General features: G+C 69.5%; 15 protein-coding genes. 9 read left to right on the top strand and 6 right to left on the bottom strand.

The window, feature by feature from the left end:
• Positions 1 to 182 precede the first annotated feature (182 nt).
• Positions 183 to 11,204: a type I polyketide synthase gene (locus DQP57_RS00645; RefSeq protein WP_112630742.1), complete on the top strand. Its 11,022-nt coding sequence runs from the start codon at positions 183 to 185 to the stop codon at positions 11,202 to 11,204.
• A gap of 2 nt (positions 11,205 to 11,206) precedes the next feature.
• Here DQP57_RS00645 and DQP57_RS00640 read toward each other — a convergent pair whose 3' ends face one another.
• From DQP57_RS00640 to DQP57_RS00630, 3 genes are read right to left on the bottom strand one after another with little or no spacing between them, the layout of a single operon-like run.
• Positions 11,207 to 11,629, bottom strand: a complete 423-nt coding sequence (locus DQP57_RS00640; protein ID WP_112630740.1) for a PPOX class F420-dependent oxidoreductase — start codon at positions 11,627 to 11,629, stop codon at positions 11,207 to 11,209.
• Between the two features lie 3 nt (positions 11,630 to 11,632).
• Positions 11,633 to 12,739, bottom strand: a complete 1,107-nt coding sequence (locus tag DQP57_RS00635; protein WP_112630738.1) for an acyl-CoA dehydrogenase family protein — start codon at positions 12,737 to 12,739, stop codon at positions 11,633 to 11,635.
• Positions 12,740 to 12,746: 7 nt separating this feature from the next.
• The gene (locus tag DQP57_RS00630) at positions 12,747 to 13,907 is read right to left on the bottom strand and encodes an acyl-CoA dehydrogenase family protein (RefSeq protein ID WP_112630736.1); all 1,161 of its coding nucleotides are present in this window, start codon (positions 13,905 to 13,907) and stop codon (positions 12,747 to 12,749) included.
• Positions 13,908 to 14,097: 190 nt separating this feature from the next.
• Here DQP57_RS00630 and DQP57_RS00625 point away from each other — a divergent pair, with 190 nt between their 5' ends.
• Genes DQP57_RS00625 through holA form a run of 3 tightly spaced genes read left to right on the top strand, consistent with a single transcriptional unit; the run spans position 14,098 to position 17,534 of the window.
• Positions 14,098 to 14,967: a ComEA family DNA-binding protein gene (locus DQP57_RS00625; protein WP_112630734.1), complete on the top strand. Its 870-nt coding sequence runs from the start codon at positions 14,098 to 14,100 to the stop codon at positions 14,965 to 14,967.
• A gap of 50 nt (positions 14,968 to 15,017) precedes the next feature.
• Positions 15,018 to 16,514, top strand: a complete 1,497-nt coding sequence (locus DQP57_RS26985) for a ComEC/Rec2 family competence protein (RefSeq protein WP_112630878.1) — start codon at positions 15,018 to 15,020, stop codon at positions 16,512 to 16,514.
• A 51-nt stretch (positions 16,515 to 16,565) separates the two neighbouring features.
• On the top strand, positions 16,566 to 17,534 hold the full coding sequence (gene holA / locus DQP57_RS26980; protein ID WP_276310808.1) for a DNA polymerase III subunit delta: 969 nt from the start codon (positions 16,566 to 16,568) through the stop codon (positions 17,532 to 17,534).
• Positions 17,535 to 17,557: 23 nt separating this feature from the next.
• Here holA and rpsT read toward each other — a convergent pair whose 3' ends face one another.
• Positions 17,558 to 17,818, bottom strand: coding sequence for a 30S ribosomal protein S20 (gene rpsT / locus DQP57_RS00610; protein WP_112630732.1), 261 nt, complete (start codon positions 17,816 to 17,818; stop codon positions 17,558 to 17,560).
• Between the two features lie 145 nt (positions 17,819 to 17,963).
• On the opposite strand from rpsT, the gene DQP57_RS00605 reads away from it, so the two are divergent.
• Genes DQP57_RS00605 through DQP57_RS00590 form a run of 4 tightly spaced genes read left to right on the top strand, consistent with a single transcriptional unit; the run spans position 17,964 to position 22,201 of the window.
• Entirely contained in the window at positions 17,964 to 19,652 is a 1,689-nt protein-coding gene (locus DQP57_RS00605) for a circularly permuted type 2 ATP-grasp protein (RefSeq protein WP_112630730.1), read from the top strand.
• Complete coding sequence (locus tag DQP57_RS00600) at positions 19,639 to 20,616, top strand: alpha-E domain-containing protein (protein WP_112630728.1); 978 nt, start codon at positions 19,639 to 19,641, stop codon at positions 20,614 to 20,616. Before DQP57_RS00605 ends, DQP57_RS00600 begins: the two co-directional genes overlap by 14 nt.
• Complete coding sequence (locus tag DQP57_RS00595) at positions 20,616 to 21,455, top strand: transglutaminase family protein (RefSeq protein ID WP_112630726.1); 840 nt, start codon at positions 20,616 to 20,618, stop codon at positions 21,453 to 21,455. Before DQP57_RS00600 ends, DQP57_RS00595 begins: the two co-directional genes overlap by 1 nt.
• Before the next feature lie 41 nt (positions 21,456 to 21,496).
• Complete coding sequence (locus tag DQP57_RS00590) at positions 21,497 to 22,201, top strand: hypothetical protein (RefSeq protein WP_112630724.1); 705 nt, start codon at positions 21,497 to 21,499, stop codon at positions 22,199 to 22,201.
• Between the two features lie 17 nt (positions 22,202 to 22,218).
• On the opposite strand, the gene DQP57_RS00585 is transcribed toward DQP57_RS00590, so the two are convergent.
• Positions 22,219 to 23,061 carry a ribonuclease Z gene (locus tag DQP57_RS00585; protein ID WP_112630723.1) on the bottom strand — a complete coding sequence of 281 codons (843 nt, stop codon included), beginning with the start codon at positions 23,059 to 23,061 and terminating at the stop codon, positions 22,219 to 22,221.
• A 168-nt stretch (positions 23,062 to 23,229) separates the two neighbouring features.
• On the opposite strand from DQP57_RS00585, the gene DQP57_RS00580 reads away from it, so the two are divergent.
• On the top strand, positions 23,230 to 23,658 hold the full coding sequence (locus DQP57_RS00580; protein WP_112630874.1) for a CBS domain-containing protein: 429 nt from the start codon (positions 23,230 to 23,232) through the stop codon (positions 23,656 to 23,658).
• A 90-nt stretch (positions 23,659 to 23,748) separates the two neighbouring features.
• Here the strand turns inward: DQP57_RS00580 and DQP57_RS00575 are convergent, their stop codons facing one another.
• A complete protein-coding gene (locus DQP57_RS00575) occupies positions 23,749 to 24,351 on the bottom strand; it encodes a type II toxin-antitoxin system PemK/MazF family toxin (RefSeq protein ID WP_112630721.1) in 603 nt (200 codons plus the stop codon).
• Between the last annotated feature and the right edge of the window lie 50 nt (positions 24,352 to 24,401).

The following is a 24,401-nucleotide window of genomic DNA, read 5'->3' as shown; positions in this document are numbered from 1 at the left end:
ACGGATCCGGCGGGCCGTTGTAGCGATCGAACGGCCGGACGGGACGCAGGGCGGCGGCCGCACCGGCCGTCGTTGCGCGGTGCGGGCGCTGCGGTGGCAGTGCCGGCCTCAGGAAACGATTCTCCGGGCGCAACCGGCCTCCCGTGGGGATCGATCGTGACCGGCCAAGAGAGGACAAGCGCATGGCATCCGTCGAAGGTCCGGGAGAGCCGGCATCGGGTTTTGCGATCATCGGTTACGCGGCTCGATTCCCGGGAGCCGCCGACGCCGATGAGTTCTGGGATGTGTTGCGGCACGGGCGCGACGCGATATCCGAAGTGCCGCAGGACCGCTGGGACGTCGACGAATTCTTCGACCCGGAACCGGGCGCGCCCGGCAAGGTCGTCACCCGTCGTGCCGGTTTCGTCGACGACGTCACGGGATTCGACGCGCCGTTCTTCGGCATGTCGACCCGCGAGGTCAGGTTGATGGACCCGCAGCACCGCATCTTGCTGGAAACGGCATGGCGCGCGGTGGAGCATTCAGGCACTGCGCCAACCGATTTGGCGGACAGCAATACCGGTGTCTTCGTCGGTTTGGCCACGCACGACTACCTGGGAATGGCATCCGACGCGCTGACCTACCCCGAAATCGAGGCCTACCTGGCCATCGGGACATCGAACGCCGCGGCGGCCGGCCGGATCAGCTATCGGCTGGGGCTGCAGGGTCCGGCCGTCGCCGTCGACACGGCGTGCAGCTCGTCACTGGTGGCCATCCATCAGGCCTGCCAGGCGCTGCGCCTGGGGGAATGCGACCTGGCGCTGGCCGGCGGTGCGAACGTCCTGCTCACCCCGGCGACCATGATCACGTTCTCCAGCGCGCACATGCTCGCCCCCGACGGGCGATGCAAGACATTCGACGCTGCCGCGGACGGCTACGTGCGCGGCGAGGGCTGCGGTGTCATCGTGATCAAGCGCCTCGAGGACGCGATCCGCGACGGCGACCGGATCCGCGCCGTGATCCGCGGCAGCGCGATCAACCAGGACGGCGCTTCGGGCGGCTTGACCGTGCCCAACGGCGTTGCCCAGCAAAGGGTTATCGCCGATGCGCTCAAGCGGGCCGACCTCGAACCCCGTGACGTCGGCTACCTGGAAGCGCACGGCACCGGGACCTCGCTGGGTGACCCCATCGAAGCTCAGGCCGCGGGTGCGGTGCTCGGCGCCGGTCGCGACCCCGGCCGGCCGCTGCTGATGGGCTCGGTGAAGACGAACATCGGTCACCTGGAAGCGGCCGCGGGCATCGCCGGGGTCATCAAGGTCATCCTGTCGCTCGAGAACGAGCTGCTGCCGCAACACCTTCACTTCCAGAACCCCTCGCCCCACATCCCGTGGGACCGGCTTGCGGTGCAGGTTGTCGAGCAGGCCACGGCCTGGGAACGCAACGGAGAGCCGCGGATCGCCGGAGTCAGCTCGTTTGGATTCGCCGGCACCAACGCTCACGTCATCCTCTCCGAAGCGCCCGAGCAAACGGAACGGGTTTCCCCTGCACCGCTTCCGGTCGAGCATTCCGGCAACCGCCGGTTCAGCATCCTCCCGCTTTCGGCGCGCACGCCCGCCGCGCTGGCACAGCTCGCGGCCGACTACCGCAGCTGGCTGGGCGCGCACCCGGAAGCCACCCTCGCCGACGTGTGTTTCACCGCCGGGGCGGGCCGGGCTCACCTGGAGCAGCGGGCCGCGCTGGTGGTCAACTCGCGAGAATCTGCAATGGAGCTACTCGGCGCCCTCGCGGAAGACCGCCCAGCGCCGGGGTTGTTCCGCGGAGAATCCCATGAGCCACCGAAGACGGCGTGGCTGTTCACCGGTCAGGGCAGCCAATATCCCGGCATGGCCCGCGAGTTGTTCGACACCGAGCCGGTGTTCGCCGAGACGCTGAACCGTTGCGCCGCCGCGGTCGCAGACGTTCTCGAAAGGCCGTTGCTGGACGTCGTTTTCGACGCGGACGGCCCGGACGCCGAAGGGGCGCTGCAGCAAACCTCCTACGCGCAACCCGCGCTGTTCGCGGTGGAGATGGGCCTGGCCCGGCTATGGCAGTCGTGGGGATTTGAGCCCGACGTGGTGTTGGGCCACAGCGTTGGCCAGTATTCGGCGGCCTGCGTGGCGGGCGTGTTCAGTCTCGAAGACGGCGCCTTGCTGATGGCCGAACGGGGTCGCCTGTTCGGCAGCCTGCCTTCCGGTGGCCGGATGGTCGCGGTGTTCACCGCCGCCGAGCGGGTCGAGCGGCTCACCGACGACTACCCGAGCCTGTCGGTGGCCGCCTACAACGGCGCCAACACGGTACTGTCGGGGCCCGCAACGGACTTGGAGCGGGCGGTGGCCGCGGTGTCGGCCGACGGTGTCCGGTGCGACTGGCTGGACACCAGCCACGCCTTCCACTCGGCGCTGCTGGACCCGATTCTCGACGAATTCGAATCGTATGCGGGGCGGTTCGAGTTCACAGCGCCGCAACGAATACTGATCGACAACCGCACCGGCGCCGCGCTCGGCCGCAGCGTGAAGCTCGACGGCGCTTACTGGCGCCGGCACGCGCGCCAGCCGGTCGAATTCGCCAAGAGCGTGCGCACCCTTGCGGAGCTGAGCTGCAAGGTGTTGCTCGAGATCGGCCCGCGACCGGTGCTTACCGCCTCGGCGCTGAGCGCGTGGCCCGACCCGGCGACCGCACCGCGGGCGATCGCGTCGCTGCGCCGCAACGCCGCCGACCACCGCCAGATCACCGAAGCGCTCGCCGATGCGTATGTCGCGGGCCACCTGCCCGACTTCGCCGCCTTCGGGCAGGCCCACGCGCGCAAGCTCGACTTGCCCACCTATCCCTTCGAGCGCCGTCAGTACTGGTTCCAGGATCGCGAGCGCACCGACCAACGGCGCGACGTCGGTGGACCGCGCACCGAGGCGGTCCGCCTTCTCGAGGACGGCCGGATCGAGGAACTCGCGACCATGCTCGACGGTGGCAGCGACGATCATCAGACCTTGCAGGTGCTCACCAAGCTTGCCGCGCAACACAATCAACAGCGCAGCACCAGGTCCATCGAGAATGACCGCTACGAGATCCGCTGGGACACATCGACCGCCGAGCTTTCCCCGGCGGACGTGGGCGGGGAAGCGCGCTGGATCGTCGTCGCCGACGAAACCGACCCGATTCAGCCGCTGATCGACGCGCTGACCGCTCGCAACCACCGATTCGAGGTCACCGGCCTGCCGGTGTCCGACGCGGACGAGGAACGGCTGGCGGGCGTGCTGCGCACCGCCGCGCAGGATTCGACGCTACGCATCGTGCATGCCGCGGGCCTGGATGCCGGGACCACGCCATCGATGCGCTCGCTGCTGCGCATGCAACACCGGATCCTCGGCGGAACGCGGCGGCTGTTTCGGGCCGCGGCCGCCGCCGAGCTGCGCAGCCCCATCTGGGTGGTCACGCGCGGCGCGCAGCGCGTCACCGATACGGATTCCGTTGCGCCGCAGCAGAGCAGCTTATGGGGATTCAGTCGGGCCGCATCGCTGGAGCTGCCGCAGGTTTGGGGTGGGCTCGCGGACTTGTCAGCGGGGACCGCCGGCGAATGGTCTCGGCTCATCGACCGGATCGGCACAGACGACCCGGCGGTCAAAGAAGACCAGCTCGCGTTGCGTGATCAGGCGGTCTACGTTCCCCGGTTGGTCCGGCGCACCGAGAGCCCGAGCGGCGCGTCGCTGCAACTGCGCAATGAGGCAACGTATCTGGTGACCGGGGGGCTGGGCGCGGTCGGGCTGGAGATCGCCGGGCACCTGGCCGCGAACGGCGCCGGGCATCTGGTTCTGACCGGCCGCCGGGCGCCGACCGATGCCGTCCGGCAGCGCATCGACGCGCTCGGTGAGGCGCACGGCTGCGAAATCCGGGTCGTGGCCGCCGATGTCGCCGATGCGCACGACGTCGCACGCCTGCTGGCAGGCGTGCAGGCCGAGCTGCCGCCGTTGGCCGGCATCGTCCACGCCGCGGGGGAGATCGGCACCACCCCCCTGAGCGCCCTGCAGGATGATGAGATCGATCGCGTCTTTGCCGGGAAAGTTTGGGGCGCATGGCATTTGAGCGAGGCGGCGGCCGACCTGAAGCTCGACTTCTTCCTCAGCACGTCCTCGATCGCCTCGGTATGGGGTGGATTCGGCCAGAGCGCTTACGGCGCGGCGAACGCCTTCCTCGACGGGCTGGCGTGGCGCCTGCGTGAGCAAGGCATCCTCGGCGTCAGCGTCAATTTCGGGCCGTGGTCGGCCGGCATGGCCGACGCGGAATCCCGTGCGCGCCTGGACCAGCGTGGAATCCGCACGCTGGCACCGGCCGATGCGCTTGCGGGCCTCTCCGATGTGGCGGCGGCCGCTTCGGCGCGGGGCCCCGCCCACGGGGTGGTGGCCCGGGTCGACTGGGCCCGCTTCTTGCCGCTCTACCAGCAAGCGGGTAGGCGGGCGTTCCTGGCGGAGCTGGAGCGCGAGGTCCCCGATGCGGTACCAGCGGTGACACCGGCCGGAAAGACCCCGTTGGTCGAGCAGCTCACGGGGGCGCCGGTGCAGCAGCGCAAGAAAATTCTGACCGACTATCTGCGTGATGCCGTTGCGGAGGTGACCCGCGTCGATCCCATCGAAATCCGTGAGGATGCGGGCTTTTTCGATCTCGGTATGGATTCGTTGATGGCGGTCGAATTGCGTCGGCGCATCGAGCAAGGGGTGGGTAAGCAGGTCCCGGCCACCCTGGCGATGGATCACCCACGGCTATCCGACGTGGCCGACTACCTGCTCGGCGACGTACTCGAGCTCAGCGATCAGGCGTCGTCGAGAACACGAACCCAGCCGGCGGCAGCGGCGCCGACGCGCACGGACGAACCGATCGCGATCGTCGCGGTGTCGTGCCGCTTCCCCGGCGCGCCCGACCCGGAAGCGTTCTGGCAGCTGCTGTCCGGGGGTGTGGATGCGATCCGGGAGGTCCCGGAGGACCGATTCGACATCGACGAGTTCTACGACCCGGATCCGGACGCCGCGGGCAAGACCTACACGCGCTTCGGCGGGTTCCTCGACGAGATCGACGGGTTCGACCCCGAATTCTTCGGCATCTCACCCCGCGAGGCGGTCTGGATCGAGCCGCAACAACGGCTGATCCTGGAAACGGTATGGGAGAGCCTGGAACGCGCCGGATACTCGCCGGCCGCCTTGCGCGGCAGCCGGACCGGAGTTTTCACCGGCGTGGCGGCCAACGAGTACGCCCATCTGCTGTCCTCGGAGTCGATCGACAAGATCGAACCGCATTTCATCACCGGCAATGCGCTCAACGCCATCTCCGGCCGGGTCGCCTTCGCGCTGGGACTCGAAGGGCCGGCGGTGGCGATCGACACCGCATGCAGTTCGGCGCTGGTGGCCGTGCACCAGGCTTGCCAGGCGTTGCGCTTCGGTGACTGCGACATGGCGCTGGCCGGCGGCGTGAATGTCTTGTTGAGTCCGGTGACGGTCATCGCGGCCTCGCGCGCGCGGATGCTTTCCCCGGTGGGACGATGCAAGACGTTCGACGCCTCGGCCGACGGTTACGTGCGCAGCGAGGGCTGCGGCGTCCTCGTACTGAAGAGGTTGAGCGACGCCGAGCGCGACGGCGACCGGATCTGCGCGGTCATCGCCAGCACCGCGGTCAACCAGGATGGGGCGTCCAGCGGTTTGACCGTGCCCAATGGTGGTGCGCAGCAACGACTTATCGGAACGGCGCTGGCTCGCGCGGGCCTGGCCGGCGGGGACGTCGATTACCTCGAGGCGCACGGGACGGGCACCCCGCTGGGTGATCCGATCGAGGTACAGGCGGCCGCCGCCGCCTACGGCGCCTCGCGCGACGCCGACCGGCCGCTGCTGATGGGATCGGTGAAGACCAACATCGGTCATACCGAATCGGCCTCGGGCGCGGCGGGTCTGATCAAAGTCGTGCTGTCGCTGCAGCACGGGGTCCTGCCGCCGAGCCTGCACTTCGAGCAGCCCTCGCCGCACATTCCGTGGGATTCACTGCCGGTGCGGGTCGTCGACCACGCGATGCCCTGGCAGCCCGACGGCAGACCGCGGCGCGCGGGCGTGAGCTCGTTCGGGTTCACCGGAACCAACGCGCACGTCGTGGTGGAGGAGGCGCCGGCGCGCGCCGTATCCGCCGACGACGCCGCGACGCGGCCGGCGGCGCAAGCTCACGCCGGCCAGGTCGCGGTGCTGGCGCTGTCCGCGCGGTCACCCGAAGCGCTGGTGGCTTTGGCGCAGCGTTACGAGGCCTGGCTGGCCGCCCACCCGGATGCGGACCTCGCCGACGTGTGCCTCACCGCCGGGACGGGCCGTTCGCACTTCGAACACCGCGCCGCGCTCGTCGTGGACTCGGTCCAGGGTGCGCGCGAGGCCCTCGCCGAGTTGGCCGAGAATCGCCTGCGGCCCGGTGTCGTCCGTGGCGAGCACACGCACCGCCCGATGACGGCATGGTTGTTCACCGGGCAGGGCAGCCAGTACCCGGGAATGGCGCGTGAGTTGTTCGACACCGAACCGGTTTTCGCCGAAACCGTGACGCGGTGCGCGGACGCGGTCAGCGACATCGTGCCGCACCCCTTGCTCGAGGTGCTGTTCGCCACCGATCGCGAAACCGGTGGGAAAGCCGGAGAAAGGCTGCGGCACACGTCGTTTGCGCAGCCGGCGCTGTTCGCCGTCGAGATGGGCCTGGCCCGGCTGTGGCAGTCGTGGGGGATCGAACCCGATGTGGTGCTCGGGCACAGCGTCGGCCAATACGCGGCGGCGTGCGTGGCCGGGGTGTTCAGTCTCGAGGACGGCGCCCGGCTGATGGCCGAGCGCGGCCGGATGTTCGGCAGCCTGCCCGACGGCGGGCGGATGGTGGCGGTGTTCGCCGACGCCAAACACGTCGAGGAGATCGCCGGCGGATTCCCGCGAGTGTCGGTCGGCGCGTACAACGGACCGAACACGGTGCTGTCGGGGCCGGGGGAGGATCTCGAACAGATCGTCGCCAGGTTCGGTGACGAGGCGATCCGGTGCACCTGGCTGCAGACCAGCCACGCCTTCCACTCCGAGCTGTTGGATCCGGTGCTCGACGAATTCGAGTCCTACGCAGCGCAATTGCAGTTCGCCGCCCCGACGATGCCGCTGATCTGCAACCGCACCGGCGCCGTGCTCACGGGCCAGACCCCGCTCGACGCGGCCTACTGGCGGCGCCATTCCCGGCAGCCGGTGCAGTTCGCCGAAAGCGTGCGCACCGCGGCGGCGCTGGGTTGCTCGGTGTTGATGGAGATGGGCCCGCAACCGGTGCTGACCGGTGCTGCGGTGCAGGTCTGGCCGGAGCACCTGACCGCACCGCGGGCGATCGTCTCGCTGCGCAAGGGCGTCGGCGATCGGCGCCAGATGGCCGACGCGCTGGCCGCGGCCTACGTCGGTGGCCATCGTCCGGATTTTGCTGCGCTGCATGGTCAACCAGGCCGCAGCATCGAACTGCCCACCTATCCGTTCCAACGCCGGCGGTTTTGGCCCAAGACATCCGGGATCGAAGTGGCCGGCGGTGCGGGCCCGTCTTCGGGCATCCTCGGCAGCGCGAAAGACCTCGCCTCGGGTGACTGCGTCTACACCAGCAGGTTGTCGGTCAAATCCCAGCCGTGGCTATCCGATCACGTCATCTACGGCACCGTCGTCGTGCCGGGGGCGACGTACGCGGCGATGGCGTTGGCCGCGGTGGGCACACCGGCGCGGGCAAAGGACGTCTTCTTCTACGAACCGATCATCTTGCCGAAGAAGAGTTCTCGCGAGGTACAGCTGACCTTGCACCCGCTGCAGGACGGCCGCGAGTCCACCTTCCAGGTGCACAGCCGCCCCTACGGGGAACGCGGCGCCGAGTGGTCGTTGAACGCTGAAGGCACCGTGGTCGCGGGTGTGGACGACGTCACCGACGAGCCGGTGTCCGACGGTGACGCGCTCGACGAAGAGCTCGAGCGGCTGAACCGCATGCGTCCCCAGGAGTTGTTCGAGACCTTCGCCGACCTGGAGCTGGCCTGGGGGCCGACCTGGTCCGGTTCCCTGAAGTCGCTGTGGCTCGGTGACGGCGAGGCCGTCGGCGACATCCTCGTCGGTGCGGAACTCGCGGAACAGCTCGGCAGCGAGCCGATGCACCCGGTGCTGATGGACCTGTGCACCGGGGTTGCCTTCCCTGCCTTCCCGGCGCTGCTGGCCGCCGAACAGGGCGTCAACGATCTGTTCCTGCCGCTGCGGTACGGGCAGGTGATGTTGCGGGAGAAGATGCCCCGGCGGTTCTACTGCCGTGCGCGGTGGCACAGCAGCGAACTCAACAGCGAAACCCAGGTCTTCGACCTCGATTTCGTCGATCGGGACGGCCGTCAGTTGGGCGGGATCCGTGAGTTCACGGTCAAACGCGCACCGCGCGAGGCGCTGCTGCGCGGGCTCGGCGGCGATGCCACCCGGCTGCTGTACACCCTTGGCTGGCACGAGGTTCCGGCGCCCTCGGGCGAGGAAGCCGGAGAGACCAGCGGTACCTGGCTGATCGCCGGATTCGACGAACTGGCCGCCAAGGTGCCGGCCTGCGTGCCGTTCGATCGCCGCACTGATCCGGAGTCCTTGGGGCGGGTGCTGACTCAGGCCGCCGAGCGGGGGCTCCCGTTCTCCGGCGTGGTGTGGCGCAGCAAGGCGCCGAACGGGAACGAGTCCAGCGCGGACGCCGCGGCGCGCCTCGAGAGCGAGATCGCCAATCTGCTCGACGCCGTGCACGCGGTGCAGGGCGGTGACGTGAAACTGCCTGGGGGACTGTGGATCGTCACCGAGCGGGCCGTGGCATGCGAATCCGGCGAGCCGGTCGATCCGGTGCAGGCCGCGCTGTGGGGCCTCGGGCGCACCACGATCAACGAGGAACCGGCGCTGCGCGCCAAGTTGGTCGACTGCGACGGATCACCGGAGGCCGTGCACGCGGTAGCCAACTTGTTGGCCACCGCGATCGACGAACCGGAACTCGCCGTGCGACAAGGGAAGCTGCTGGCATCCCGGTTGCTGCCATGGGCACGCAGCGGTCATCTCACGGTGCCGCGGGCGGGCGACTACGCCCTGGCGCCCACCGAACGCGGCGCGATCGACAACCTGCGGCTCACCGAAGTGGACGTGACACCCCCGGCCGAGGGCTATGTGCAGGTCCGGGTGGAAGCCTCGGGCCTCAACTTCCGTGATGTGCTCAACGTCCTCGGCCTCTACCCGGGCGACCCGGGCCCGATCGGCGGTGACTTCGCCGGCGTCGTCACCCAATTGGGCGCGGGCGTCACCGGACTCGAGGTCGGCCAGCGCGTCTACGGCTTCATGCAGGGGGCGTTCTCCAGCCGGTTCAACGTGCCGGCCCAGCTGCTCGCACCAATCCCAGCCGGAGTGAGTGCGGTCGAGGCGGCCACCATTCCCGCCGCGGCGCTGACGGTTCGGCTCGCATTCGACTGGGCGCGCCTGCAGCCCGGCGACCGCGTGCTCATCCACGCCGCCAGCGGTGGTGTGGGCCTCGCGGCGATCCAGATGGCACAGCAGTGCGGTGCCACCGTCTTCGCCACCGCGAGCACCTTCAAGCGGGCGACGCTGCGCGAGTTGGGTGTGCAGTACGTCTACGATTCGCGCACAACCGATTTCGCCGACCAGATCCTCGCCGACACCGACGGCGCCGGCGTCGACGTGGTACTCAACAGCCTGACCAGTGAGGGGTACCTCGAAGCGACCGTGCGGGCGACGGCCCAGAACGGCCGCTTCGCCGAGATCGCCAAGCGCGACATCTGGACACCCGAGCAGATGGCGCAGGCCCGTCCCGACATCGCCTACGAGATCGTCGCACTGGACACGGTGACCTTGTCCGAGCCCGAACGCATTCGGAGCTTGCTGACCGAGGTGTCGCAGGGCTTGGCCAACGGCGAATGGACACCGCTGCCGGCCGAAATCTACCCCCTGACCGAGGCGCGGGCCGCGTTCCGCCGCATGCAGCAGGCGCGGCACATCGGAAAGATCGTGGTGCAGATACCGAATCCGCTGCAGCCGCGGCCCGATCGGAGCTACCTGATCACCGGGGGGCTCGGTGCCATCGGTCTGCACACGGCGTCGTATCTGGCCCAAGTCGGCGCCGGTGACCTCGTGCTGACCAGCCGGCGGGCGCCGGACGCGGACGCGCAACGGTCGATCGAGGAGATCGCCGAGCGCTACAAGTGCCGCATCCACGTCTTCGCCGCCGATGTCGGCGACGAGTCCGAGGTCGCCGAGCTGCTGGGGCGCATCCGCGCGGAGCTGCCACCGCTGGCCGGTGTGGTGCATCTGGCAGGCGTGCTCGACGATGCGCTGCTGTCCCAGCAGAACCTGGAACGGTTCCGGACAACGTTGGCGCCCAAGGCGTTCGGCGCATGCCACCTGGACAGGCTGACCCGCGATGACCAGCTGGACTTCTTCATCGTGTCCTCGTCGGTGTCGAGCTTGTTCGGTTCGCCCGGTCAGTCCAACTACGCCACCGCCAATGCGCTGCTCGACGGGCTGGTCGCACAGCGAAGGGCGCGGGGCCTACCGGCCACCGGCGTCAACTTCGGTCCCTGGGCCCAAGGTGGCATGGCCTCCTCGGAGGCCGCGACCGCCAACATCAGTGCGCAGGGCCTGATTCCGCTGGAACCATCGGCGGCCCTGGGTGCGCTCGCCGAGGTCGTCGCGAACGGAACCGGCCAGGCCACCGTCCTCAAGGCCAACTGGCAGCGCGCCGCGAAGGTGCTGGGCAGTTCGCGTCCACCGATCCTCGACCTGGTTTTGCCCAGTGCCGTCGGGGAGGTGACCGGCGACAGCGAGTTGCTCAAGCAGCTCATGGAGATTCCGGTGCCGCAGCGCGCCGGCTTCGTGACGGAGTTCCTGCAGCGCGAGGTGCAGAACTTCCTGCGGCTCGCGTCGCCGCCGGCGGCGAGTAGCCGGTTCCTGGACCTGGGCACGGATTCGTTGATGGCGATCGAGCTCCGCAACCGGCTGCACAGTCAGTTCGGCGGCAAGTTCACCATCAACGCGACGGCGGTCTTCGACTATCCGACCATCGGGGGGCTCGCCGAATACCTCGTGGGTCAGCTGCCCGACGCGGACTCGGAGCCGGGCCCGCCAGCGGGCGAAGCGGAATCGGTTGCCGCGCCGGAGCGGCGATGAGCTCAGGCGCTGACGTCGAATCCGGTGATGACCTTGGTCGGACGCAGCCGCACCACTAGTTCGCCGGGAACGGCGTTGCGCCGGCCGAATTCGTCGGCGCGGTCGGCGCCCATGTAGCGGCCACCGGTGCGGGTCGCGATGTCGAGCACGTCGGCAGGATCCTCGCTGACCGCGGCGACGCCCTGCACCTGGACGAACGAATACGGCGGATGAGGATCGTCGACGCAGATCACCACTCGCGGATCACGGGCCAGCGCACGGCCTTTCGACGTGTCGCGACCGGTGTTGAACGCCAGCTGCCCGTCGTCGACGACGAACCACACCGGAGCGACCAAGGGTCTCCCGTCGGCGGCGACATACCCCAGCATCCCGGTACGGGTGCCGGCCGACAGGAACTCGACGACCTTTTCGCTCAGCTCGGCCATGCGCTAGAGGCGAACCAGGTCGTAGTCGCCGAGGTGGTCGATCAGGTTGTGCAGGTGCTCACCCGAGGTGCCCAGCGTGTGCTCGATCGCGGTGAGCCGGGCGGCGTAGTGGCTGACCGGGTATTCGGCGGTCACCCCGATGCCCCCGTGCATCTGGACCGACTCCTGCGCGATGTGCCGGCCCGAACGGCCGATCTGCAGCTTGGCGCGCGAGGCGATCACCGGGTCGATGGTGCCGTCGGCGATCGACATGGCCGCGTACAGGGTCATGCTGCGGGCCAATTCCAGCGAGACGTACATGTCGGCCGCGCGCTGCGTGAGCGCCTGGAATTTGTTGAGCGTGACGCCGAATTGCTTGCGGGTCTTGAGGTAATCGGTCGTCAGGCGTAGCGATTCCTCCATCGCGCCCAGCGCTTCGGCGCACAGGGCCGACTGGATGCGCACGATCGCGTCGCCGATGGCGCCCGATGCGTCCGCCGCCTCGCCGAGGGGCTCGGCGGCCGTGGAGTCCAGGTCGATCTGGGCGCCGCGCTGTCCGTCGAAGGTTCGGAACGGGTGCCTGGTCACCGACGCCGCATCGACGAGGAACAGCCCGGTGCCGCCGCTCGGCAGGGCGGCGCTGACGACCAAGGTGTCGGCGGAGTCCCCGGCCAGCACCGGGTTCTTGCGACCGCTCACGGTCCACGAATCACCTTGCTGCGCAGCCTTGGTGCTCACCTCGGCGGACGGATCGCGCTGCCCCGGCTCGAGGTGGGCGAACGCCAGCAGCCGCTGCCCGCCCGCGACCTCGTCGAGCAGTTCCTTCTGCGCATCGGTGCCCAGCTCGGCGATCAGCGCACCGGGCCCCAGCGCGGCGTGCAGCACCGGTTCGGGGGCGAGCCGGCGCCCGACCTCGTTGAGCACCACCATGATCTCGATCTGGCCGGACTCGTCCGGATCGAAGCCGAGGCCGAGGATCCCGGTGTCGGCGAGCTGACTCCAGACCTCGCGGCTCCAGCCGAGATCGGAACCGATGATCTTGTTGCGGCTTTCCGGGTCGTAGGTGCGCGACAGCAGGTCGCGGGTGGTGTCGCGGAGCAGGGCCTGCTCGTCGCTCAGCTGAAAGTCCATGACTGCCTCACAATCCCAGAATCGTCGACGCGATGATGTTGCGCTGCACCTCGCTGCTGCCGCCGTAGATCGACGTCTTGCGGTAGTTGAGGTAGTGCGGCGCACTGTGTTGGGCCCAGTCGGGCGAGGCGATGTCTTCGCCGTTGGCCGGCAGCGCATCCGGCCCGGCCACCTCGACGAGCAGTTCGGTGGCCGCCTGCTGCAACTGGCTGCCGCGCAGCTTGAGCACCGACGACGCCGGGTTGGGCTGCCCGTCCGCGGAGTCGGTGACGACTCGCGACTGGGTGAGTTCCAGTGCCAGCAGCTCGTTTTCGGCCTCGGCCAGCCGCGCCGCGAACAGCGGGTCGTTGAGCACCCCGGTGGCCTTGGCGTGTTTCTTCACCTCGGCGAGGCGCACCTTGGTCCGCCCCACCCCGGCGATGCCGGTGCGCTCGTTGCCCAGCAGGAACTTCGCGTACGTCCAGCCCTGATTCTCTTCTCCGACAAGCTGATTCGCGGGAACCCGGACGTCCTCGAAGAAGACCTCGTTGATCTCGTGGCCGCCGTCGATCGTCTTGATGGGCCGCAGGGTGATGCCCGGCGTCTTCATGTCGAAGAGCAGGAAGGAGATGCCGGCCTGCCGCTTGGGTGCCTGCGGGTCGGTGCGGACCAGGCAGAAGATCCAGTCCGCGTACTGGCCGAGCGTGGTCCAGGTCTTCTGGCCGTTGACGACGTAGTCGTCGCCGTCGCGCACCGCAGTGGTGCGCAGCGACGCCAGGTCCGAGCCCGCCTCGGGTTCGGAGAAGCCCTGGCACCACCAGATGTCGAGGCTGGCCGTCGGGGGCAGGAAGCGTTGTTTGACCTCCTCCGAACCGAATTCGGCGATCACCGGGCCCACCATCTTGGTGTTGAAGTTCAGCGGCTCGGGGACGCACGCCAGCTGCATCTCGTCGGCCCAGATCTGATGCTGGGTCGGCGTCCAGTCCTTGCCGCCCCACTCGACCGGCCAGTTCGGCACCGCCAGGCCGTGCTCGTGCAGGATCTTGTGGCTGGTGACGATGTCGTCGTGGTTCACCTCGGCCGAGCCGCGGCGTACCCGCTCGCGCAGCTCCTCGGGAATCTTGGTCGTGTAGATGGTGCGGAGTTCGTCGCGGAACGCGGCTTCCTCGGGCGTGAGCGCCAGTTGCATGGCAGCCTCCTGTCGTTTCTTCGGTGACCGTGACGACGCAGCGCCCAGAGCTGTTTTCCGGCGGTGCTGGTCGTTCGCTCGACTTCCATCTTGACCCATCCCGCGTGGGCATCGTGCACAGCCTCGGGTTAATGCACAGATCGCCGTGACGCGGTGCCGTTGTGACGGTCCGCGGACCTACCGTCGGCCCATGCGAACAGAACTTCCGGCGGAGCGCCTGCACCGGCGGCTCAACGCCGAACCCCAGACCGATGGCGCCGCCGAGTCCGGGGACGCCGGGTCGGGCTCGACGGGGGATGCCCCGGACGACGACCAGAACTCGCTGCTACCGCGGTGGCTTCCCGACGCGTCGCGGGATCGGGGCTGGGTGGCCCGGGTGCGGGCCGACCCCGGACGGGCCGGCGCCATCGGGCTGGCGATCGTGGCGGCGCTGGCGGTGCTGGTCACGGTGTTCACCTTGCTGCGCGACCGGCCTGCGCCGGTGATGTCGGCCAAGCTGCCACCGGTGGAGAAGGTGTCGACGGCCGGCCCCAGGTCGTCGGCGAGCCCGAGTGCCGCGCAATCAGCGAGCCCCGACCGCCCGGTGGTGGTCAGCGTGGTCGGCCTGGTGCGCACGCCGGGGTTGGTGACCCTGGCGCCGGGGGCGCGCATCGCCGATGCGCTGCAGGCCGCCGGCGGCGCGGTGAACGGCGCCGACACGATCGGCCTGAACATGGCCCGTCCGCTCGGGGACGGCGAACAGATCGTGGTCGGCCTCGCTCCCGTTCCGGGCCAGCCGGCGGCGCTGGGTAGTTCGGTGGCCACCGCAACGACGCCGACCTCCAAGGCGCCAGCGCCCGGGTCGGGATCGGTCAAGGCGAAGCCCGGGCAGGCGGTCGACCTGAATACCGCGACCGCTGCGGAGCTCGACGCATTGCCCGGCGTGGGGCCGGTCACCGCCGCCGCGATCGTGGCGTGGCGGCAGGCCAACGGCAAATTCACCAGCGTCGACCAGCTCGCCGACGTCGAGGGCATCGGTCCGGCGCGGCTAGAGAAGCTGCGCGCGCTGGTCCGTGTCTGACCCCGGTGCGCAATCCCGGTCCGGACGGAGCGCCGTCCGGGCAGGTCGACGTGCGCCTGGTGCCGGCCGCGCTGGCCTGCTGGGCGGTGACCGCCGGTGGCATCTGGTGGTCGGCCGGGCGGATCCTCGCCTGGTGCTGCGTCGGGTTGACCGTCGCGGCCGGGGCGCTGGCATGGCGTGCGGCGCGCCGGCCCGGCCGGCCGGCGCGGCTGCGCACGATCAGCGCGGGCCTCGCCGCTGTCGGTGTGGTCGGGGCGGGATACGGCTTCGCGATCGCGCTGCGCGCCGACGCGGTCGGTCACCACCCGATCACCGCGGCCTTCGGCACCAGCGCCCCGGTGACGGTCACCCCCACCGAGAGCCCGGTGTCGCTGGGCAGCAGCCGCTTGATGTTTCGGGCCGCCCTGCAACGGCTGCGCGCCGACGAAATAACGGGCCGGGTCGTCGTTTTCGCGCGCGCCTCGGACTTCGCCGCCGTGACGGTGGGCCAGCCGGTGCGGTTCACCGCGCGGATCACCCGGCCGACCCGCCGGGACCTGACCGTCGCGGTGCTCAACGCGTCGGGCCCGCCGACCATGGGCACCGCGGGCGCGGTGCAGTCGGCCGCGCACGGCGTGCGCAGCCGCTTCGCCGCCGCCGCCCGCGCCACGCTGCCCGGCGAGCAGGCGGCGATGCTGCCCGCGCTCGTGCTCGGTGACACGTCGGCGGTGCCGAGCGACACCAGCCGCGATTTTCGTGCGGCCGGCATGACGCACCTGATGGCCGTGTCGGGTGCCAACGTGACGATCGTGTGTGCCGCCGTGCTGTTCTCGGCCCGGTTGATCGGCCCCCGCGCGGCCGTCGTGCTCGCCGCGCTGGCGCTGGTGGCCTTCGTCATCGTCGTGCAGCCGACGGCGAGCGTGTTGCGGGCGGCCGTGATGGGCGCCATCGCGTTGACGGGAATGCTGACTTCGCGCCGGCGGCAAGCCATTCCGGCCCTCGCCGCCAGCGTGTTGGTGTTGCTGGCGGTCGCCCCCGCGCTGGCCGTGGACGTGGGGTTCGGGTTGTCGGTGCTGGCCACGGCCGCGCTGATCGTCGTCGCGCCGGTCTGGTCGCGGCGCCTGGCGGCCAAGGGGTGGCCCAGGCCGCTGGCCGACGCGCTCGCCGTCGCGTGGGCCGCGCAGGTGGTGACCGCGCCGCTGGTTGCGGCGATCTCCGGGCGGTTCAGCGTGGTCGCCGCGCTGGCGAACCTGGTGGTGGCCGCAGTGATCGCCCCGATCACCGTGCTGGGCACCGGGGCGGCCGCGCTCTGCGCGATCTGGCCGGGCGCCGCGCGGCTGCTGATCCGGTTCACCGGTCCGGAGTTGTGGTGGGTGGACGGCGTGGCCCACTGGGCGGCCAACATGCCCGGCGCCACGATGCCGGTCCCGGAGGGGATGCCCGGCACGCTGATCGTCGGCGGTGTCACGGTGCTGGCGGTGGTGCTGTGGCGGTGGCGGCCGTTTCGCGTGGTGGCCGGGGTGGGGGCGCTCGCGGGGCTGGCGTGGGCCCTGTCCGGACTGGGGTAGGGCCGGTGTCCCCCGAGCGGCGCGGTCGGTGGGGCGTGACACCATCGTGGGGTGAGCGAGGTTTCGCCGTTGCACCTGGTCCTGGGAGACGAGGAACTGCTGGTCGAGCGGGCGGTGGCCGACGTGCTGCGGGCGGCGCGCAAGCGGGCCGGCACCGACGACGTTCCGGTCAACCGGATGCGGGCGGGCGACGTCAGCACCTATGAGCTCGCCGAGCTGCTGAGTCCGTCGCTGTTCGCCGACGAGCGCATCGTCGTGCTGGAGGCCGCCGGTGAAGCGGGCAAAGACGCTGCCGCGGTGATCGTTTCGGCCGCGAGTGACATGCCGACCGGCGTGGTGCTGGTGGTGGTGCATTCGGGCGGCGGGCGCGCCAAGGCGCTGGCCACCGAGCTGCAATCCCTTGGCGCCGTGGTGCATTCGTGCGCGCGGATCACCAAGCTGAGCGAACGCGTCGATTTCGTCCGCAAGGAGTTTCGCGGCCTGCGGGTGAAGGCCGACGAGCAGACGGTGACCGCGCTGCTGGATTCGGTCGGTTCCGATCTGCGGGAGTTGGCTTCCGCCTGCTCCCAGTTGGTCGCGGACACCGGCGGGGCGGTCGACGCCGACGCGGTGCACCGCTATCACAGCGGCAAGGCCGAGGTGAAGGGTTTCGACATCGCGGACAAGGCGGTGGCCGGCGACGTCGAAGGCGCCGCCGAGGCCTTGCGGTGGGCGATGATGCGCGGCGAGCCGTTGGTGGTCCTGGCGGATGCGCTGGCCGAAGCGATCCACACGATCGGCCGGGTCGGCCCGCTGTCGGGCGACCCCTACCGGCTGGCGTCACAGCTGGGGATGCCGCCGTGGCGGGTGCAGAAGGCCCAGAAACAGGCCCGGCGTTGGTCGCGTGACTCGGTGGCGACGGCGATGAAGGTGGTGGCCGCGCTGAATGCGAACGTCAAGGGGGCGGTGGTGGACGCCGACTACGCCCTGGAATCGGCGGTCAGGCAGGTCGCCGAGCTAGCCACGCAGCGCCACCACTAGAGGCGGCGCCGGCCGGTACAGCGTCAGATCTTGTTGAGGGCCTGCGCCAGGGCCGACTTCTTGTTGGCCGCCTGGTTCTTGTGGATCACGCCCTTGCTGGCCGCCTTGTCCAGCTTGCGGTTGGTCGCCACCAGCAACTCGGCGGCCTTCTCCTTGTCGCCGGCGTGGGCGGCCTCGCGGAACGCGCGGACAGCGGTACGCAGCGACGACTTCACCGACTTGTTGCGCAGGCGAGCGCGCTCGTTCGTCTTGTTGCGCTTCTGCTGCGACTTGATGTTGGCCACGCGGGAGTTCCTTCTTCGATTCGACGTTTTTGTGGGGCGCCGGATATCACCACAGCGATTGCCCAGGTTATCAGTGAGTTACGTTTTCTCCCAAAACGGGAACACGTGGGCTGCCAGAACGTCGACTTGAGGCAGCATCTGAACAGTGAGTCTTCCGGACCAGCTTGACCACACCAAGCGGGGTTTTCGCGCTGCGCGTTCTGAGCGCATCTTCGGCGGATACAACGTGTCCTCGGACGCCTACGACATGGCGTTCGACGAGATGTTCGACGCGCAGGGCGCCGTGCGCGGCCCGTACAAGGGCATTTATGCCGAACTCGCGCCGTCGGACGCCTCGGAGCTGAAAGCTCGCGCGGAAGCGCTGTCCCGCGCCTTTCTCGACCAGGGGATCACCTTCTCGTTATCGGGCCAGGAGCGGCCGTTCCCGCTGGACCTGGTGCCGCGGGTCATCTCGGCCGCCGAGTGGACCCGCCTAGAGCGCGGCATCACCCAGCGGGTCAAGGCGCTCGAGATGTACCTCGATGACATCTACGGTGACCAGGAAATATTGAACGACGGGGTCATCCCGCGCCGCCTGATCACGTCGTGCGAGCACTTCCACCGCCAGGCGATGGGCATCGTCCCGCCCAACGGCGTGCGGATCCACGTCGCCGGCATCGATTTGATCCGCGACGACAAGGGCACCTGGCGGGTGCTCGAGGACAACCTGCGGTCGCCGTCGGGTGTGTCCTACGTCATGGAGAACCGGCGCACCATGGCGCGCGTGTTCCCCAACCTGTTTGCCAGCCACCGCGTGCGCGCGGTCGACGACTACGCCTCGCATCTGCTGCGGGCGCTGCGCAACTCCGCGGCCACCAACGAGGCCGACCCGACGGTGGTGGTGCTGACCCCGGGTGTCTACAACTCGGCCTATTTCGAGCATTCGCTGCTGGCCCGCCAGATGGGTGTCGAGCTGGTCGAAGGGCGCGACCTGTTCTGCCGGGACAACCAGGTGTACATGCGCACCACCGAGGGGGAGCGTCAGGTCGACGTCATCTATCGGCGCATCGACGACGCCTTCCTGGACCCGCTGCAGTTCCGCGCCGATTCGATGCTGGGGGTGGCCGGGCTGGTCAACGCCGCCCGCGCGGGCAACGTGTCCATCTCGAGCGCGATCGGCAACGGCGTCGGTGACGACAAACTCGTCTACACCTACGTGCCCACGATGATCGAGTACTACCTCGGGGAGAAGCCACTGCTGGCCAACGTGGAGACGCTGCGCTGCTGGCTCGACGACGAGCGCGAAGAGGTGCTGGACCGCATCGACGAGCTGGTGCTCAAGCCGGTGGAGGGGTCCGGCGGCTACGGCATCGTCTTCGGTCCGGAGGCCTCGGAGAAGGAGTTGGCCGCCGTGGCCAAGAAGGTGCGCGACGATCCGCGCAGCTGGATCGCGCAGCCGATGATGGAGCTGTCGACGGTGCCGACGCAGATCGGCAACACGCTGGCGCCGCGCTACGTCGACCTGCGGCCGTTCGCGGTCAACGACGGCAACGAGGTCTGGGTGCTGCCGGGCGGGCTGAGCCGGGTGGCCCTGGTCGAGGGGTCGCGGGTGGTCAACTCCAGCCAGGGCGGCGGCTCCAAGGACACCTGGGTGCTGGCGTCGCGGGCGTCGGCCGGTGACCACGAGCTCGAGGCGGCGGAGGTGGTGCGGTCATTGCCCACCTCCATGCCGGACCCGATGCTCGACGACGCCCCGCGGTTGACGTCTCAGCAGGCGCAGCCCACCGAACTGCCCAAGCGCGAACAGCTCGAGCAACAACAACAGCAAAGGGCGGCCCGCGATGTTGGCACGTAACGCCGAGGCGCTCTACTGGATCGGCCGCTACGTCGAACGCGCCGACGACACCGCCCGCATCCTGGACGTGGCGCTACATCAATTGCTCGAGGATTCCAGCGTCGACCCGGACCAGGCGTCCCGCCTGCTGCTCCGCGTGCTCGGGATCGACCCGCCGGATCACGACCTGGACGTGTGGTCGCTGACCGATCTGGTGGCCTACAGCACCAACACCCAGGGCGGCTGCTCGATCGTCGACGCCATCACCTCGGCGCGTGAAAACGCCAAGTCGGCCCGCGAGGTGACGTCCAGCGAGATCTGGGAGTGCCTCAACACCACCTACCACGCCCTGCCCGAACGCGAGCGTGCCGCCAAACGCCTTGGGCCACACGATTTTCTGTCGTTCATCGAGCGGCGGGCGGCGATGTTCGCCGGCCTGGCCGACTCGACGCTGTCCCGCGACGACGGCTACCGGTTCATGGTGCTGGGCCGGGCGATCGAACGGGTCGACATGACGGTGCGGCTGCTGCTGTCGCGGGTCGGCGACAGCGCCTCGTCCCCGGCGTGGGTGACGCTGTTGCGTTCGGCGGGGGCGCACGACACCTACCTGCGCACCTACCGCGGTGTGCTGGACGCGGGCCGCGTGGTCGAATTCATGTTGTTGGACAGGCTGTTTCCACGTTCGGTGTTCTATTCGCTGCGACTGGCCGAACACAACCTCGATGAGCTCGTCCACCACCGGCAGAGCCGGATCGGCTCCACCGCCGAGGCGCAGCGACTGCTCGGCCAGGCCCGCAGCGAACTGGAATTCGTGCAGCCCGGCGTGCTGCTGGAATCATTGGAGAACCGCCTGGCGGGGCTGCAGCGCACCTGCCGCGACGTCGGAGAGGCGTTGGCGCTGCAGTACTTCCACGTGACGCCCTGGGTGGCGTGGTCGGACGCGGGCCAGCGCGCCCGGTTGATCAGCAGGAAGGGGGACGCCTGATGTGGCGGCTGCGGGTGGTGCACACCACGGGATACGCCTACCAATCGCCGGTGACCGCCTCCTACAACGAGGCGCGCTTGACCCCGCGCTCGAACAGCCGGCAGAACGTCATCCTCAACCGCGTCGAAACCATCCCGGCGACCCGGTCCTACCGCTACATCGACTACTGGGGCACTGCTGTCACCGCGTTCGACCTGCACGCACCGCACACCGATCTCACGGTGATGTCGTCATCGGTCGTGGAAACGGAACGGGCCGAGCCACTCTCGGCGGAGGCGGGCTGGAGCGACCTGCAATCCGAGGCGGTGATCGACCGCTACGACGATCTGCTGCGCCCCACCCAGCACGCCCCGGCCAGCAAGCGGGTGGCGGCGGTAGGCAAAAAGATCAGCAAGACGCACAAGCCGGCCGAAGCCGTCGTCGCCGCGGCCAATTGGGTGCGCGAGGAACTGGAGTACCTTCCGGGCACCACCAGCGTGCACTCGTCCGGGCTGGATGCGCTCAAAGCGGGCAAGGGCGTCTGCCAGGATTTCGTGCATTTGTCACTGATGTTGTTGCGCAGCATGGGAATTCCGGCGCACTACGTCTCGGGCTACCTGCACCCCAAGCGCGACGCCGTCGTGGGCGACACCGTCGACGGGCGAAGCCACGCCTGGATTGAGGCATGGACGGGCGCCTGGTGGAGTTATGACCCCACCAACGACACCGAGATCACCGAGCAGTACGTCGGCGTGGGCGTGGGCCGCGACTACGCCGACGTTTCCCCGCTGAAGGGCATCTACTCCGGGGAGGGCGCCACCGACCTCGACGTGATCGTGGAGGTGACCCGGCTCGCCTAGCCGGGGGTGAGGTCCGTCGACACAGGGATACCGTTGCAGGAATGAACGATTCGGCCAAAGCCGCCGCGCGGCTCGATGCGCACCGGCCGGGGCGGGGCGGCTCGGCCCTGGCGGCGCTGTCGCTGCTGTGCATCGGGCTGCTCATCGGCGGCATTGCCGTCGGCGTCGCGGTGGGCGGGGTCATGCCGTTGCCCTACGGTCCCGCAAGCGCCGTCAGCGCCTACGTGCGCGCGCAGCCGGCGGCCGTGCGCATCATCGCCGTCGCGACGTTCGCGTCGGCGGTGCCGCTGGCGATCTACGCGGCGATCGCCGGCGCCCGGTTGCGTCAACTCGGGGTCGGCTCCGGCGCGGTCGCGCTGAGCGGCGGTACCTTGGCCGCCGGTGCGCTCGGCCTGGCGGGGTTGCTCGGTTGGACGTTGTCCATACCGGATGTCGCCGCGGACGCGGCGGTGGTCCGGGCGCTCTACTTGTTGGTCTTTCTCACCGGCGGCCCGGGACACATCGTGGCGCTGGGCCTGCTGGTCGGCGGGATCGCCGCGCCCGGTCTCACCCGGCGGTTGATGCCGGGACCGCTCGCGCGGATGGGCGTGGCGACGGCCGTCCTCGCCGAATTGGCGGCGGCGGTGCTGATCTGGCCGGCGCTGGGCGTCATCTTGCCTATCGCCCGGGTGCTGGCGCTGACCTGGCTGATGGTGGCGGGCGTTGCCCTATCCCATGCGGCGCAACGAGATTCGGCGGCCGACTGAGCGGCCGCGGCCGGCGGTCACGAGGCTGCGTCGACCTGGACGCGGTGCAGGTCGTCACCGAGTTCGACGCGCCCCCCGAACTGCGTGGCCGCCAAGGCCCGCCACTGCTCCTCCTGGCCGGGCACCAGTGCCGGCACGTAGTGCGTCATGACCAGGGTGCCCACCCCCGCCCGCGCCGCGGTCGCTGCCGCTTCCTCCACCGACGAGTGGTAATCGCAGATGTCCTGCAACCGCTGCTGGGGGATGGTGGCGACGATGTCCTTGCGGATCACGGTGTGCACCAGCGCGCCCGCCCCCGCGGCCAGTTCGTCCAGGCCGGCGCACGGGACGGTGTCGCCGGCGAGCGCCACCGAGGCGCCCTGATAGTCGATGCGAAAGCCGATGGTCGGAGCCACCGGCCGGTGATCGGTGGGCGCCACCCGGATGGCGACGCCGTCGCGGTACCAGACGGCGCCCTCGGTGTATTCGTGGACATCCACCGCCGGCGGCTCGTTGATGTCGGCGTGATGGGCGATCCGGTAGCCGATGTCGTGGCGGAACGCGTTGAGCGTCGCCGCGACCGCCTCGGCCGTGCCGGGCGGCCCGATGATCGGCAGCGGCTCGGGATCGGGCGTGAAGGTGCTGATCCACCGGGTGATGAGCACATCGCCCAGGTCGCCGATGTGGTCGCTGTGCAGATGGGTCAGCAGCAACGCCGACAATCCGGCGGCGCCCACCCCAACCGCGGCGGCGCGCTGCAGCACGCCGCGCCCGCAATCCACCAAGAACACCTGTCCGCCGGCGCGCACCAGAGTTGACGGCCCGGCGCGGTTCGGATCGGGGATCGGACTTCCGGTTCCCAGCAGCGTGACCTCGATCATGGCCTTATCTTGCAGTCCCGCGGTGCTCGCAGTGGCCCAATCGCGCGATCCGGCGCGGCCTTCACCGGTAGGACACGATCTGTTTGCAGCTTCTATTGGTGGCTTTTGCGCCGCGCGAGGAAGCCGTAGCCTGATGTGAAGCGGATCACAACCCGGCTGGAGGCCTCGATGCGGATAGCGGACGTCTTGCGGAACAAGGGCGCGGCGGTGGTGACCATCAACCCGGACGCGACCGTACGCGAGCTGCTTGCGGGGCTGAGCGACCAGAACATCGGCGCCATGGTGGTGGTCGGCGACGAGGGTGTGGTCGGCATCGTGTCGGAGCGCGACGTCGTGCGCCAGCTGCATACCCACGGCGCCAGCGTGCTGTCACGCCCGGTGTCGAAGATCATGACGTCCATGCTGGCGACGTGCACGAAGACCGACGAGGTCGACGCGATCAGCGTGTTGATGACCAAGAACCGGGTGCGGCACGTGCCGGTGCTGGACGGCAAGAAGCTGATCGGCATCGTCAGCATCGGTGACGTGGTCAAGAGCCGACTGGAAGAACTCGAGGCCGAGCAGCAGCAGCTGCAGTCCTACATCACCCAGGGCTGATTGCCCGACTCCTCCTCAGGCCGCCACGCGGCCTGCATCGTCGGCGGGCGGGGCTGATCGGTTCCGCTCGGCGCGACGCCCGCGACGAGTTCAGCGCCAGGAGTAGTCGGCCCGCAGCCGCGCGGCCACCACGTCGAAGATCTCGCGATCCAGGATGGCGCCCTCGCGGCGGATGCCCTCCTCGGGCACGTCGAGCACCCGGTCCAGCCGAACCCAGCTCTGCCTGCCCTCGTAATCCCAAGAGCCAGAACCGATTCCAACCCATTCGGGGTCGGTGGCGTGGCGCTCCTGGCTGGACACCATCAACCCCAACAGGACGCTGCGGTCCCGGCCCACGACCAGGACGGGCCGGTCCTTGCCCCGAGTCGGGTCGTCCTCGTAGACCACCCACGTCCAGACGATCTCACCCGGATCGGCCCGACCGTCCAGGCTCGGCGCGTACACCAGCTTGCGGGCCCGCTGCGCGGTCGGCAGGCTGCCGCTGGTCACCGGCCGGCCGGTGACGGGCGCGTCAGGGGGAGGTGGCGCCACCGCCGCGATGACGTTGGCCGTGATCTTCACGGCCTGCTGCAGCTCGCGCAGCACGGTCTGCGAATTCTGCACGGTCCGGACCAGGCGCGGTGCGCCGTTGAACACCAAATTCTCCGCGAACCGCTGAAACGTCCTCCACTGGGATTTCCGGGGAGACGACATATTCGCAGCATAGACGCGAGCGGCGGGGTGCGATTGTGTCCAACTAGGTC

This window comes from Mycobacterium colombiense, from assembly GCF_003284935.1.
Taxonomy (GTDB): domain Bacteria; phylum Actinomycetota; class Actinomycetes; order Mycobacteriales; family Mycobacteriaceae; genus Mycobacterium; species Mycobacterium arosiense_A.
Note: the sequence above shows the minus strand (reverse complement) of the source record. Positions and strands in the feature narration are given on the sequence as shown.

What these genes read in the sequence shown, in the direction of transcription:
- DQP57_RS00645 (WP_112630742.1), top strand. Translation starts at nt 183, where the DNA reads ATGGCATCCGTCGAAGGTCCGGGAGAGCCGGCATCGGGTTTTGCGATC.
- DQP57_RS00640 (WP_112630740.1), bottom strand. Translation starts at nt 11,629, where the DNA reads ATGGCCGAGCTGAGCGAAAAGGTCGTCGAGTTCCTGTCGGCCGGCACC.
- DQP57_RS00635 (WP_112630738.1), bottom strand. Translation starts at nt 12,739, where the DNA reads ATGGACTTTCAGCTGAGCGACGAGCAGGCCCTGCTCCGCGACACCACC.
- DQP57_RS00630 (WP_112630736.1), bottom strand. Translation starts at nt 13,907, where the DNA reads ATGCAACTGGCGCTCACGCCCGAGGAAGCCGCGTTCCGCGACGAACTC.
- DQP57_RS00625 (WP_112630734.1), top strand. Translation starts at nt 14,098, where the DNA reads ATGCGAACAGAACTTCCGGCGGAGCGCCTGCACCGGCGGCTCAACGCC.
- DQP57_RS00600 (WP_112630728.1), top strand. Translation starts at nt 19,639, where the DNA reads ATGTTGGCACGTAACGCCGAGGCGCTCTACTGGATCGGCCGCTACGTC.
- DQP57_RS00595 (WP_112630726.1), top strand. Translation starts at nt 20,616, where the DNA reads ATGTGGCGGCTGCGGGTGGTGCACACCACGGGATACGCCTACCAATCG.
- DQP57_RS00590 (WP_112630724.1), top strand. Translation starts at nt 21,497, where the DNA reads ATGAACGATTCGGCCAAAGCCGCCGCGCGGCTCGATGCGCACCGGCCG.
- DQP57_RS00585 (WP_112630723.1), bottom strand. Translation starts at nt 23,061, where the DNA reads ATGATCGAGGTCACGCTGCTGGGAACCGGAAGTCCGATCCCCGATCCG.
- DQP57_RS00580 (WP_112630874.1), top strand. Translation starts at nt 23,230, where the DNA reads ATGCGGATAGCGGACGTCTTGCGGAACAAGGGCGCGGCGGTGGTGACC.
- DQP57_RS00575 (WP_112630721.1), bottom strand. Translation starts at nt 24,351, where the DNA reads ATGTCGTCTCCCCGGAAATCCCAGTGGAGGACGTTTCAGCGGTTCGCG.